Here is a 13,448-nt window from a genome sequence, read left to right as displayed (position 1 = left end):
CGTTCCTACCCCTCCAGCAGCCTGCGGCGGTGCTTCAGCTCCTTCACCCACGCCCTGGTGACCATGTCCGGGAACGGCGACCCGCCGTCGTCGTTCTTCCCTCCGCTGTTCTTTCCCGGCCCGGTGGTGCCGGTAAAGGCCCGGCCCGTCTCGAGGTCGGCGACCAGGGGCCCGATGGCTTTCAGGGCCACGTCAACAACCTTGGCGGCAGCCCGTTCGGGCAGCCCCAAGCCCGTGGCCCAACCCAGGAAGTGGCGCTTGGAAATGCCTGTACGTTTGCCGTCAATGGCCAATGCCAGCGTCTTGTCCCCGTACACCACCGTGGAGGGGATGTCGTAGACCGGCGCAATCATCCAGCCGGCCTTCGGGTCCTGCACCATGGACACGTTCTTGGCGTGCAGGTCGCCGTTGCCGGTCAGCCAGGCGAAGACGCCCTGCATGGCGAGGTTACGGAGCGCGGGCAGCGGCGCGGCACAGTGCCCGGCCAATGCCCGGCAGACCTGGCCGTAGCCCACGTTGTACTTGTCCGCGGGATACAGCTTCAGCACCTGGGCCCCGTCCTCGACGGCGAGCCGCAGGACCTCGTCGTGGCCGCCCGGCACTGCATCCACCGGAGGAACCCGGTCGAACCGCTCCACCAGGAGCCCTGGCCTGCCGGCGGTGTCCCGGATGAGGGCTACGCGGCTCAGCGGAATCCGCAGCCTGGCGGCGTACCGGAACATGACGTACTCGTTCTCCACCACGTGCGGGAATTCCGGGGCATTGAGTTTGAGGATGAAGCGCCGTCCCTGGGCGGCCACCGGCAGCGAGATCATCCCGGCGGAGAGCTTGTCCTGCACGCCGGCGAGCGCCACCGGATCGATCAGGTCCGGGTCCCCGAGGAGTTCCTCGAAGTCCACCGGCCGGCGGGGGTCAAGCTCCACGGCATGCTCGTCCGGGTCCAGCCGCTCGCCGTGGCCAATGATCTGGACGTCCCCCACCGGGTTGCCGCCGGCCGCAATCAGGAGCGAGAGATCATCATCGGCGCTGGTTTTGACCGAACGCCGCAGCGCGTTGAGCCGGCGGCCTTCGGGCAACAGACCAGTGAAGTATGGCGGGGCGGCTCCCGCTGCAGAGAAGACCGGCTCGGCGGAGAGCGGCAGGGAGGTGGCGACGGCAGGTCCCCCGCTTGCCAGGTAGGCGGGCAGGTAGCTGAACCTCGTTCCGCCGTCGTGCCGTTCCAGCCGGGCGGCCAGGACCCCGGCCTTGTAGACATCAGCGACCCGGTGCCTCATGGCGTTCCGTCCCCGTCCGGCGAGTGCGTGGCCCGCTCCTGCCCGGCCAGGGAACGCTCAGCACGGTTTGCCCTGTCCGCAATGCGGAGTTCCAGTCCCAGGGTGTCCAGGACGTTGATCAGTGAATCCAGCTGGACGCTCGGCTTGCCCCGCTCCACGAAGCGGACGAACCGTTCCGACACTCCGGCCATGTCCGCGAGGTCGCGCTGGGTCAGCCGGAGCGCGGTGCGCCGTGCCCGCACCTCCGCCGCAACAGCTTCCATTGCTCCGATCGCCATCCATGCCTCGCTTCCATAAGGCACGATCGTGCCGGTTAAGAGAAAACCTAGCAAGGACTGGACGGAAGCGTAAGGGCCGTGATCCGGGAACGGTACGATCGTGCCGATGACGACCAAGGCGACTTCGGACTTCTGGCGGTGCGCCGGGCGTGGTGCCATCGGGCCGCGCTTGACACCTTCGTGTGACCGGTGCCATATTTTAAGCGTGAACCTGTCAGACAGCCGGACAGCAGGACAGCCTGTGGTCCCCCTCGCGCGGCTCAGCGCCGCCGAAGCGGTGTTCAACGCCCTGCGCGCCGACATCGAGTCCGGCATGGTTCCCGTCGGAAGCAAACTGAGCTCCGAAGCAACGCTCGCGCAGCAGTACGGCGTCAGCCGCTCCGTCATCCGGGAGGCCCTGCGCTCCTGCACCGCACTGGGGCTCACCGTCACCAAGACGGGCAAGGGCACCTTCGTGGTGGCCAGCAAGGTAGCCAACGACCTCACCCTCGGCCAGTACTCCGCCCGGGACTTGACCGAAGCCCGCCCACACATCGAAATTCCCGCCGCAGGCCTCGCCGCCGAGCGGCGCACGGAAGAGGAACTGGACAACCTCCGCCACATCATGGCCGCCATGGCCACCGAAACGGATCCCGAATCCTGGGTGGCCCTGGACTCCACCTTCCACGCCACGATTGCCCGCGCCAGCGGCAACAAGGTGTTCGAAAGCGTGGTGGCGGACATCCGCGACGCTTTGGCGCACCAGTCCGAGACCCTGAACATGGTGGCTGACCGCCAGCACGCCTCAGACATCGAGCACCAGGACATCCTTGCCGCCATCGAGTCCGGTTCCGCGGAAAACGCGCGCACCGCCATGGCCCGCCACCTGGATGCCGTGGGCCAGGCCCTCGACTCCATCCTCAACAGTTAACCCAGCCAGCAACCCCAAGGACGCCATGCCCTCCCCCGTGTTTTCCGCTGCCCGCACCCCTGCCCTGGACCCGTCGGCGCTGCCGCAGCATGCCCCGCTGGTGGCGGCAGTCCGCAGCGGCATGGTGGAAAGCATCCACTACGGGTCAGGCATCGCCCTGCACGCGGACGGCTCCACCGCGGCAACCGCCGGGGATCCGGAGGCCCCCTTCTACCCCCGCTCCTCACTGAAGCCGCTGCAGGCCGTGGCGATGGTCCGCGCCGGCCTGGACCTGCCGGCTGACCTCCTGGCCCTGGCAGCGGCCAGCCACTCCGGCGACAACCTGCACCGCGACGGCGCCCGGCGCATCCTGGAGCTGCACGGCCTGGACGACGCCGCGCTCGAAAACAGCACCGACCTCCCCTACGGCACGGCAGAGCGCGAAGAATGGCTGCGCAACGGCGGCAGCGCCACCCGGCTCACGCAAAACTGCTCCGGCAAGCACGCCGCCATGGCCGCCACCTGCGTCATCAACGGCTGGCCTGTCCAGGGCTACCTGCACCCCGGGCACCCGCTCCAGCAGCTGGTCGCAGCCACCATCACCGAACTGACCGGCGAGGAGCCGGCCGCGGTCAGCACCGACGGCTGCGGCACCCCGCTCTTCGCCCACTCCCTGCGCGGCATGGCCGGCGCCTTCGGCAAAATTGCCGCTGCCGCCGCCCGGGCAACGGACGACGGCGGTGACGCACCCGGCGCGGAAGCCGCCGTCGGGCGCGCCATGCAGCAGCAGCCGCACATGGTGGCCGGCGAGCGCCGCGACGTCACCGAGCTCATGCGCCTGCTCCCGGGATCCGTGGCCAAGGACGGTTTCGAGGGCGTCCAGCTGGTGGGCCTAGCCGATGGCGGCGCCGTGGCCGTGAAGATTTCCGACGGCGGCGACCGCGCCCGGATGCCCGCCACCGTCCGGCTCCTCGCCGCCCTGGGCGTGGACACCGGCGCCCTGGAATCCATTGCCACCGCTCCCGTGCTGGGCGGCGGGCTGCCCGTCGGCCTGCTCCAGGCCACCGATTTCCTGAACCACGCTTCCTGACCAATTTTCCCGATCCGTACCTGTCCGAACCAGACAACGACGCCCCGTAAGGACCCCATGACCACCACACCAAACGCCGGTTTCCGGTCCGAGCACGACCTGCTCGGTGACCGCGACGTTCCCGCCGACGCATACTGGGGTGTGCACACCCTGCGCGCCGTGGAAAACTTCCCCATCACCGGCCAGAAGCTCTCCACCAACCTGCACCTGGTCCGCGGCCTGGCGGCGGTCAAGCTCGCCGCCGCCCGCACCAACCGCGACCTCGGCCTGCTGGATGCTGAACGCACCGCAGCCATCGAACAGGCCTGCCAGGACATCCTGGACGGCAAGCTCGCCGACCAGTTCGTGGTGGACGTCATCCAGGGCGGTGCCGGGACGTCGTCGAACATGAACGCCAATGAGGTCATCGCCAACCGGGCGCTGGAGATCCTGGGCCACCCCAAGGGCGACTACTCCCGCCTGCACCCGAACGACCACGTCAACCTCAGCCAGTCCACCAACGACGTCTACCCCACGGCGGTCAAGCTCGGCACCATCTTTGCTGCCCGGGAACTGCTGGCGGCCCTCGAGGAACTGGAAGAAGCCTGCGCCGCCAAGGCCGGAGAATTCCGCACCGTGGTGAAAATGGGCCGCACGCAGCTGCAGGACGCCGTCCCCATGACCCTGGGCCAGGAATTCGGCAGCTACGCCGTGACCATTGGCGAGGACCGGCTCCGCCTGGCCGAAGCCGAACTCCTGATCCACGAAATCAACCTCGGCGCCACCGCCATCGGCACCGGGCTGAACGCCCCGGCCGGCTACGCCGACGCAGCCTGCCGGCACCTGGCCGAGGTCACCGGCCTGCCGCTGGTGACTGCCGTCGACCTCATCGAAGCCACCCAGGACGTGGGCGCGTTCGTCCACCTCTCCGGCGTGCTCAAGCGCGTGGCCGTCAAGCTCTCCAAGATCTGCAACGACCTCCGACTGCTCTCCTCCGGCCCCCGCGCGGGCCTGGGCGAGATCAACCTGCCGGCCGTCCAGTCCGGCTCCTCCATCATGCCCGGCAAGATCAACCCGGTGATCCCGGAAGTGGTCTCCCAGGTGGCCTACGAGGTGATCGGCAACGACGTCACCATCACCATGGCCGCCGAGGCCGGGCAGCTCCAGCTGAACGCCTTCGAACCCGTGATCGTGCACAGCCTCCACAAGAGCATCTCCCACCTGGAAGCAGCCTGCCGCACCCTGACGGCGCGCTGCATCCGCGGCATCACTGCCAACTCCGAACACCTGCGGCTCACGGTGGAACAGTCCATCGGCCTGGTCACCGCCCTGAACCCCCACCTGGGCTACGCCACCGCCACGGCCATCGCGCAGGAAGCCCTGGCCACCGGCCGGGGCGTGGCCGAGCTGGTCCTGGAACACGGGCTACTCACCGCCACCCAGCTGCAGGAACTCCTGAGCCCCGAGCGGCTCGCCAACCTGAGCAAATAATCCCCACCCGCCCCCTAGCCTCGCAAGCTCGGCCAGGGAACCCGGCGGGCGTGGGCCCACTCAACTTTCCCCGTCTGTAAGGACACCCCATGACTCAGTCCCCACTCCCAGACCACGTCATCGACGGCGGCCACGCGCACGCCACCGAGACCTCCCTGCACGCCGAGGACAAGGGCTACCACAAGAGCCTCAAGCCCCGGCAGATCCAGATGATCGCCATCGGCGGCGCCATCGGCACCGGCCTGTTCCTCGGCGCCGGCGGCCGCCTGAACGCGGCCGGCCCGTCGCTGGTCATCGCCTACGCCGTCTGCGGCTTCTTCGCGTTCCTGATCCTGCGCGCCCTGGGCGAACTGGTGCTCCACCGCCCGTCGTCCGGCTCGTTCGTGTCCTACGCCCGCGAGTTCTTCGGCGAGAAAGCCGCGTTCGTCTCCGGCTGGTTCTACTGGATCAACTGGGCCACCACCACCATCGTGGACATCACCGCGGCGGCGCTCTACATGCACTTCTTCGGCAACTACATCCCCTGGATGGCCGACGTGCCGCAGTGGGTGTGGGCCCTCACCGCCCTGGTGGTGGTCCTGAGCCTGAACCTGGTGTCCGTAAAGGTCTTCGGCGAGATGGAGTTCTGGTTCGCCCTCATCAAGGTCGCCGCCCTGGTGGCGTTCCTCCTGGTGGGCACCTACTTCGTCATCTTCGGCACCCCGGTGGACGGCCAGCAGGTTGGCCTCAGCCTCCTCTCGGACAACGGCGGCGTCTTCCCCAACGGCCTGCTGCCGATGATCATCCTCATGCAGGGCGTCCTGTTCGCCTACGCATCGATCGAACTGGTGGGCACCGCGGCCGGTGAAACCGAGAACCCGGAAAAGATCATGCCCAAGGCCATCAACTCCGTGGTCTTCCGCATCGCCGTGTTCTACGTCGGCTCCGTGATCCTGCTGGCCCTGCTGCTGCCGTACACCTCCTACGAAAAGGGCGTCAGCCCGTTCGTGACGTTCTTCGGCTCGATCGGCGTGCAGGGCGTGGACGTGATCATGAACCTGGTGGTCCTCACGGCCGCCCTGTCCTCGCTGAACGCCGGGCTCTACTCCACCGGCCGCATCCTGCGCTCCATGTCCGTCAACGGCTCGGCCCCCAAGTTCGCCTCCCGGATGAATAAGGCGGGCGTGCCCTACGGCGGCATCGCCATCACCGCCGGCGTTTCGCTGCTGGGTGTTCCGCTGAACTACCTGGTCCCGGCCGAAGCCTTCGAGATCGTGCTGAACATCGCCTCCGTGGGCATCATCATGACCTGGGCCACGATCGTCCTGTGCCAGATCCAGCTCAAGCGCTGGGCGGACAAGGGCTGGGTGGAACGGCCGTCGTTCCGGCTCTTCGGCGCCCCGTTCACCGGCTACCTGTCGCTGCTCTTCCTGGTGGGCGTCCTGGTGATGGTGTTCATCGATTCGCCGTTCACCATGCTGGTGACCGGCATCGCCTCCGCCCTGATGGTGGTCGGCTGGTTCGCCTGCCGCAAGCGCATCCACGAGATCGCCGAAACCCGGGAAGGCTACACCGGGATCTCGCCGGTAGTGGCCAATCCCCCGGCGGGCACCTTCAAGAAGTAGCGCCTCTTAACGTCCGACGGCGGCACCTGGGTTCTGTGATGGAAGAACCCGGGTGCCGCCGTCGGGGTTTAAGGGGCAGCCGTCCGCCTGCGGGTTACCTGGCGGGCTTCACCACCATGGCAGAGCCGCCGCCCCGCCTCTCGGGTTCGGCAACCGCTGTCACGCGGCCGTCCCGGTGGAACTCGATGGCCGTTGCAGCGCCGATCTCCGCCGCCGAAGTGCCCGGTGCGCCCGCCGCTGCAAAGGCGTGCCCGTACTTGGCGGCCAGGACCTTGCCCGATGGCGAATCGATAAAGGCCTGCTCGGCCGTGACGTTGGCAGTGTTGCGCTGGGTAGCCCGCGGCGCCGCGACGGCATCCTCAATGCTCATGCCCAGGTCGATCCGGTTAACCAGCGTCTGGAGCACCGTGGTGATGATCGTCGAGCCGCCCGGGGAACCGAGCGCCAGGAACGGGTCGCCTTCCTTCAGCACGATGGTGGGCGACATCGAGGACCGCGGCCGCTTGCCGGGCTGGATCCGGTTGGGGTCGTCTGCCTTGTACTCGGTGGAGAAGTCCGTGAGCTCGTTGTTGAGGATGAAGCCGCGGCCGGGAACCACGATGCCGGACCCGCCGGTCTGCTCGATGGTCAGCGTGTACTCCACCACGTTGCCCCACTTGTCCGAGACGGTGAGGTTGGTGGTGTTGATGTTCTCAGTGTCCTTTGCATCCTCAGCCGCCGGAGCCACATCGCAGGTGCCGTCGTAGTCGTTGACGTCACCGGCCGGCACGGGCTTCACTGCGGCCTTGAGCGGGTCAATTTCGCAGGCGCGTTCCTTGCCGTAGACATCATCGAGGAGGGCCTCGGTAGGAACGGCAACAAAATTGGGGTCACCGACGTACTTGGCCCGGTCCGCGAAGGCGAGCGCGGACGCCTCAAGGTAGAAGTGCAGGACCTCGGACTGGTTCCTGGAGTTGCCCTTGCCGCGGACCCGGTCCGGCAGTTCGAACGGCGCCAGGATATTCAGCGCCTCGCCCACCGTGGTGCCGCCGCTGCTGGAGGGCGCCATGCCGTACACGTCGTAGCCCCGGTACTCCACATGGGTGGGGTCTTGGTCCAGCACCTCGTAGTTGGCCAGGTCCTCGGCCGTCATGAAGCCCTTGGGCACGGGCAGTTTCGTGGTGGAGGTCTTTTGCGGGTTCTGGACTGTCGCGGCGATCTCGTCGGCCAGGGGCCCTTCATAGAACACCCCGGTGCCCTCGTCCCCCAGCAGCCGGTAGGTGTCGGCGAGGTCGGGGTTCTTCAGGACGGATCCGACGGCGGGCGCCGCACCGCCGGGGAGGTAAAGTTCGCTGGTGGCCGGGAAGGCCTCAAAACGCACCTGGTTCTCGGCGGTCTGAAGGTTGAAGGTCTCGTCCACGGTGAAGCCGTTTTCCGCCACGTCAATGGCAGGCTCCAGGGCGTCTCCGAGGCTGAGGCTTCCCCAGCGCTCCAGCGCGCGTTCCCAGGTGGCGGCCGTTCCGGGCACGCCCACGGAGACGCCGCTGGTGACCAGTTCCGGGGTGAAGTTGTAAGGCTTGCCCGTGGCCGGGTTAATGAAGGCGTCGTTCGGCATGGCCGCCGGCGCGGTTTCGCGGCCGTCCAGCGTATGGACCTCACCGCTCCTGGCGTCGTAGTACACGAAGTAGCCGCCACCGCCGATGCCGGCGGAGTAGGGCTCCGTCACCCCAAGGGTTGCTGCCGCGGCGACGGCGGCGTCAACCGCGTTGCCGCCATTGCGCAGGACCTTGATGGCGGCTGCCGAGGCGTCGGCATCCACTGTGCTCACCGCTCCCCCATAGCCGGTAGCCGTTGCCTGCTTGTCGGGGACGCCGTCCCCCTTGTGTGCGGAGGCCGGGCTCAGGATGGCTCCCGAGGTCACGCTCATTGCCAGTGCAGCCGTTAAGGCTCCTAACCGGCGGCCCAGATGTGGCATGGTAGCTCCTATATGGGGTGCGGGTGATGTGGATCACGCTACTCTCCACGCCGGAGACACTCAACGTCCCCGCCTACCCTGCGGACCAGGAGGTAGCCACATGCCAGGATCAAAACTTGCCGTGGTGGGTGCCGGGAGCGTGGGCACGTCGCTGGCATACGCGGCGTTGATCCGCGGCTCAGCGGGCACCATCGCGCTGTATGACGTCAATGCGCCCAAAGCCGAGGCGGAAGCCCTTGACCTGGCCCACGGCAGCCAGTTTGCCGCGGCGTCGGCGGCCGTCACCGGGGGCGGGGACATCTCCGTCACTGAAGGCGCCGACGTCGTGGTCATCACTGCGGGCGCCAAGCAGGACCGCGGACAGAGCAGGCTGGACCTGGCCGGCACCAATGTGCGGATCCTCGAACAGCTGATGCCTCCCCTGCTGGAGCGGGCTCCGGACGCCGTCTACGTGCTGGTCACCAATCCCTGCGACGTCCTGACCGTCGCGGCGCAGCGGATATCGGGCCTGCCGGCGGAGCGGGTTTTTTCCTCCGGTACCGTCCTGGACACCTCGCGGCTGCGCTGGCTGCTGGCCCGCCGGGCCGGCGTTTCCGTGTCCAGCGTCCATGCCAGCATGGTGGGAGAGCATGGTGATACCGAGTTTCCGCTGTGGTCAGGGGCCACCATCGGTCCCGTCCCGATCCGGGACTGGACGGCCGGCGGGGAGCGGGTCTTTACGCCGGAGTACCTCAGCGCCACGGCGCAGGACGTGGTCTGGGCCGCGTACAAGGTCATCGCCGGGAAGGGCGCCACCAACTACGCCATTGGCCTCTCCGGTGCCCGGATCGTCGAGGCGCTGCTCCGCGGCGACAACGCCGTCCTGCCGGTGTCCACGGTGCTGTCCGGTCAGTACGGCATTTCCGGCGTGGCACTGTCCCTTCCCAGCGTGGTGGGGCGCGGCGGCGTGCACCGGGTCCTGGAAACACCCATGGACGACGGCGAGTTGGCGGCTCTGCGGCATTCCGCGGACACCCTGCGGGCAACCATGGAGACGTTGGGGCTTTGACGCGACCGCCGGTGGCAGCACGTCACGCAACGGAACCGCAACCTGCCCGGCACGCCGCATCGCTTATGCTCGCAGCAGTACATGGCCATGGCAGTTCAACGGGGAACCAACGGGAGATACAGCATGACGAACTGGCGGATCAGGGATTTCCACTCGGCGGACCTGGACGGCATCCTGCACCTGTGGGAGACGCTGAAGGCCACGAACGTGGAACCGGTGTACGCCCTCTCGGAGGTCCTGGCATCCTGCGAGAAGGACCACGCCGTGGTGGCCGTGCTGGGCGAACAGGTGGTGGGAGCCGCCGTCGGCCGCGCCGCGCACGACCAGGGCTGGATCGTCTTCCTCGCCACGCTGCCCGAATACCGCGGCCGCGGAATCGGCACCTCGCTGCTGGCCGCCGTCGAAAACCGGATGGCACCGCACGGGCTCAACAAGCTCTCAGCCCTGATGCCGGAATCCGAAACCCGCGTTGAAGCGTTCCTGGGCCGCGGCTTCGCGCTGAAGAAGAACCTGCGCTACTTCGAGCGCACCATTCCGGTGCAGCGCCAGGAACTTGGAGCGCTGGGCCAGCTCGGCGGCCGGGTCCTGGCCCGCGACCTGTGGGAAAACGTGGCCGGCATGCGCAAGGAGAAGGAACTCCTGGAACGCCGGCTGGTCCTGCCCTTGGCCGAAGCGGACCTCGCCGACGAATTCGGCGTGGTGCCGCCGCGCGCCGTCGTCCTCTTCGGCCCGCCCGGGACCGGCAAGACCACCTTTGCCAAGGCGATCGCTTCCCGCCTGGAATGGCCGTTCGTGGAGGTGTTCCCGTCCCGCCTCGCCGCGGACCCCCAGGGCCTGGCCGGGGCGCTGCGCGAGACGTTCCTGGAGATCGCCGAACTCGAGCATGCGGTGGTCTTCATCGACGAGGTGGAGGAAATCGCGTCCCAGCGCGCGGGGGACCCGCCCTCGCCGCTGCAGGGCGTCACCAACGAGCTGCTGAAAATCATCCCGGCGTTCCGCGAGCAGCCGGGACGGCTGCTGGTCTGCGCCACCAACTTCATCCGCGCCCTGGATTCAGCGTTCCTGCGGCACGGCCGCTTCGACTATGTGATCCCCATCGGCCTGCCGGACCGGCAGGCCCGCCACGCCATGTGGGAGCGCTTCATCCCAGCTCCCGTCGTGGATGACGTGGACGTTGAGCTGCTCGTGGAGAAGACGGAGGGCTTTTCGCCCGCCGACATCGAGTACGCCGCGCGGAGCGCCTCCCAGCGTGCCCTGGAAAAAGCGGTGTACGACGACGGCGGGCTGGCCACGGATGCGCGATCGTCCGTCCGGGAAGCGGTACGTAAGGGGCCCTCCACAGATGATTACCTCGCCGCGATCGCCGAAACCCGCACCACCGTCAGCCCCGAGGTCCACCAGGACTTCCTCGAGGACATCGAAGTCCTGGGAAGGGTCTGAGCCGGTTATCTTTGAGGCATGTCCTCAAACCCCCTCCGGCATGCGGTTGCGCGCATGGGCGGACGCGACCCGCATGAGAAACACAGGGCGGCCACGCCGCTGGAACTCTTCTTCGACCTGACGTTCGTCATTGCCTTCGGCGTTGCCGGGAGCCAGTTCGCGCACGAGGTGGCCGAGGCCCATGTGCTGCCCGGCCTGATCGGCTTTGCCTTCGCCATGTTCGCGGTGATCTGGGCCTGGATCAACTTCACCTGGTTTGCCAGCGCCTACGACACCGACGACTGGGTGTTCCGCGTGGTGACGATGGTCCAGATCGTGGGGGTGCTCATCCTCACCATGGGGATCGAGCCGATGTTCCACTCGATCGTCGAGGGCGAGCACGTGGACAACCGGGTGATTGTGGGTGGCTACATCCTGATGCGCCTGGCCCTGGTGGCGCAGTGGGTGCGGGCCGCCCGCCAGGACCCTGCCCGCCGCGAAACGTGCCTCCGCTATGCCCGGTACCTCGCAATCGTGCAGCTGGGCTGGGTGGTGGTACTGGTCCTGGACACCGGCGTGACGGCGACACTCCTGATGGTGGTTCCGCTGGTGGCGCTGGAGATGGCCACACCGTACTTTGCGGAGCGCAAGGCCAGCACCCCCTGGCATGCCCACCACATCGCCGAACGCTACGGCCTGCTGGCCATTATCGCGCTGGGTGAATGCCTCATCGGGGCCATCGAGACGCTGCGGGCGTTCGTCGCCAACAGCGGCTGGACCGTGGACGCGGCGCTGGTGGGATTCGGCGGGACGGCATTGGCCTTCGGCATGTGGTGGGTGTATTTCATGCTTCCCGCCGGGCGGGCGCTGCACGTGCGGCGGCACCGGTCCTACCTGTTCGGCTACGGGCACATTCCCATCTTTGCCTCCATCGCGGCCACCGGCGCCAGCCTCCACGTCGCCGCCTACTACATCGACCATGAGGCCCACATCAGTGCCGCGGCAGCCGTGGCCAGCATCGCCATCCCGGTGGCCATCTTCAAGGCCACGCTCACCTGGCTGTACAGCGTGATGATGGGGGCCGACCGCATGGTCATCGCCGTCGCGGCCGGAGTCATTGCCCTGCAGGGCGGCGCGATTGCCCTGGCCGCGGCAGGCGCCTCAGTGCCTGCCTGCCTCCTGGTCATCGTCCTGGCCCTTGCCGCCTCCATCATCATTGATGAAAAGCGCGGCGGCGCACGGGTGCACGCAGCCCTGGAGAAACTGGAACAGTCGCGTCACTGAATGTTGACGGTGTCCTTCCAGACCCACGGCTCCCTCGGCAGGGCCGCGGGACTGAAGGCGTCCAGCGCCGCTTCCAGCGTGCCCGGCGGGAGTCCGAGCGAGTCGAGCAGGATGTTGCGGACCTCCGCCGCTGAAACGCCCCGCGCCCCAAGGTCCGCGAGCGTCACCGCGCCGTCGCGCTTAGCCAGCCGGGCGCCGTCGGAATTAACTACCAGCGGGACATGCGCATATTCCGGAACGGGAATATTCAAGAGCGAGGCAAGGTATGCCTGCCGGGGCGTGGACGGGAGCAGATCATCGCCGCGGACCACCTGGTCGATGCCCTGCTCGGCATCATCCACCACGACAGCCAGGTTGTAGGCCGTGACACCGTCGTTGCGGCGCAGGACAAAGTCGTCAACGGCCCCCGTGTAGGCACCATGGAGGACGTCGTGAACGCTGTACTCGGCGAGCTCCGCGCGGAGCCGGATGGCAGCCGGCCTGGTGGACCGCTTGCACTCAAGCTCAGCGGCATCGAGGTTCCGGCAGGTGCCGGGGTAGGCGCCCTGCGGCGCGTGCGGAGCGGACGGGGCTTCCTGTATTTCCCGGCGGGTGCAGAAGCACTCATAGGTCAGGCCTGCAGACTGCAGCCGGCTGATGGCGTCGTCGTAAAGGGCGCCGCGGGCAGTTTGCCGGATCACATCCCCGTCCCAGCCGACGCCGATGGCAGCGAGGTCACGCAGCTGGACGGCCTCGGCTCCGGCGCGGGCGCGGTCCAGGTCCTCCACCCTCAGGAGGAAGCGGCGGCCCGTGGACCGGGCGAACAGCCAAGCCAGAATGGCGGTGCGGAGGTTGCCGACGTGCAGTTCGCCGGAGGGGCTGGGGGCGAAACGGCCGGCTGGGGTCATGGATCCAGCCTATGCGGAAAGCACAAGAGCCCCTCAGCCACCGATGGAACCGCGTAGGCGGTGGATCGGTAGCCCAGGGGCTCTCGTCAGTGGGTGCGGAAAGACGATGCGTGAACAAGAGTCAATCAGCGGCGGCCTCCTTGCGGGAAGCACTCTGCGGCGCCCGGGTGGTGTTCCGGCGGGCCGGCGGCCTGCGGGTTTTGGCGGTAGCCGCTGCCCTGTTGCCAATATTTCAGCAGTAGCCCTACAGT

At 67.8% G+C, this 13,448-nt stretch carries 11 protein-coding genes; 7 read left to right on the top strand and 4 right to left on the bottom strand.

Annotation, left to right across the window (positions count from 1 at the left end; all coding sequences use genetic code 11):
• Positions 1-5 precede the first annotated feature (5 nt).
• On the bottom strand, positions 6-1,274 hold the full coding sequence (locus AS031_RS17085; protein WP_058269355.1) for a type II toxin-antitoxin system HipA family toxin: 1,269 nt from the start codon (positions 1,272-1,274) through the stop codon (positions 6-8).
• The gene (locus AS031_RS17080) at positions 1,271-1,552 is read right to left on the bottom strand and encodes a helix-turn-helix transcriptional regulator (protein ID WP_058269354.1); all 282 of its coding nucleotides are present in this window, start codon (positions 1,550-1,552) and stop codon (positions 1,271-1,273) included. Before AS031_RS17080 ends, AS031_RS17085 begins: the two co-directional genes overlap by 4 nt.
• 205 nt (positions 1,553-1,757) lie before the next feature.
• On the opposite strand from AS031_RS17080, the gene AS031_RS17075 reads away from it, so the two are divergent.
• The 4 genes from AS031_RS17075 (at position 1,758) to AS031_RS17060 (ending at position 6,605) form a co-directional block, all read left to right on the top strand.
• Entirely contained in the window at positions 1,758-2,462 is a 705-nt protein-coding gene (locus AS031_RS17075) for a FadR/GntR family transcriptional regulator (RefSeq protein WP_058269353.1), read from the top strand.
• A gap of 25 nt (positions 2,463-2,487) precedes the next feature.
• The gene (locus AS031_RS17070) at positions 2,488-3,531 is read left to right on the top strand and encodes an asparaginase (RefSeq protein ID WP_058269352.1); all 1,044 of its coding nucleotides are present in this window, start codon (positions 2,488-2,490) and stop codon (positions 3,529-3,531) included.
• Positions 3,532-3,588: 57 nt separating this feature from the next.
• Positions 3,589-5,001, top strand: coding sequence for an aspartate ammonia-lyase (locus tag AS031_RS17065; RefSeq protein ID WP_058269351.1), 1,413 nt, complete (start codon positions 3,589-3,591; stop codon positions 4,999-5,001).
• Between the two features lie 89 nt (positions 5,002-5,090).
• The gene (locus AS031_RS17060) at positions 5,091-6,605 is read left to right on the top strand and encodes an amino acid permease (protein WP_058269350.1); all 1,515 of its coding nucleotides are present in this window, start codon (positions 5,091-5,093) and stop codon (positions 6,603-6,605) included.
• Positions 6,606-6,699: 94 nt separating this feature from the next.
• On the opposite strand, the gene ggt is transcribed toward AS031_RS17060, so the two are convergent.
• Positions 6,700-8,559, bottom strand: a complete 1,860-nt coding sequence (gene ggt, locus AS031_RS17055; protein WP_058269349.1) for a gamma-glutamyltransferase — start codon at positions 8,557-8,559, stop codon at positions 6,700-6,702.
• Between the two features lie 100 nt (positions 8,560-8,659).
• Here ggt and AS031_RS17050 point away from each other — a divergent pair, with 100 nt between their 5' ends.
• The 3 genes from AS031_RS17050 to AS031_RS17040 all read left to right on the top strand — a co-directional run bounded on the left by AS031_RS17050 (position 8,660) and on the right by AS031_RS17040 (position 12,310).
• The gene (locus tag AS031_RS17050) at positions 8,660-9,607 is read left to right on the top strand and encodes an L-lactate dehydrogenase (protein WP_058269348.1); all 948 of its coding nucleotides are present in this window, start codon (positions 8,660-8,662) and stop codon (positions 9,605-9,607) included.
• 123 nt (positions 9,608-9,730) lie between these two features.
• Positions 9,731-11,047 carry an ATP-binding protein gene (locus AS031_RS17045; protein ID WP_058269347.1) on the top strand — a complete coding sequence of 439 codons (1,317 nt, stop codon included), beginning with the start codon at positions 9,731-9,733 and terminating at the stop codon, positions 11,045-11,047.
• A gap of 18 nt (positions 11,048-11,065) precedes the next feature.
• The gene (locus AS031_RS17040; protein WP_058269346.1) at positions 11,066-12,310 is read left to right on the top strand and encodes a low temperature requirement protein A; all 1,245 of its coding nucleotides are present in this window, start codon (positions 11,066-11,068) and stop codon (positions 12,308-12,310) included.
• On the opposite strand, the gene gluQRS is transcribed toward AS031_RS17040, so the two are convergent.
• Positions 12,304-13,197: a tRNA glutamyl-Q(34) synthetase GluQRS gene (gene gluQRS / locus AS031_RS17035; RefSeq protein WP_058269345.1), complete on the bottom strand. Its 894-nt coding sequence runs from the start codon at positions 13,195-13,197 to the stop codon at positions 12,304-12,306. The genes AS031_RS17040 and gluQRS overlap by 7 nt on opposite strands.
• Positions 13,198-13,448: the final 251 nt, after the last annotated feature.

Source organism: Pseudarthrobacter enclensis (assembly GCF_001457025.1).
In the GTDB taxonomy this organism is placed as follows: Bacteria; Actinomycetota; Actinomycetes; order Actinomycetales; family Micrococcaceae; genus Arthrobacter; species Arthrobacter enclensis.
This window is presented reverse-complemented; position numbering and strand designations above follow the sequence as displayed.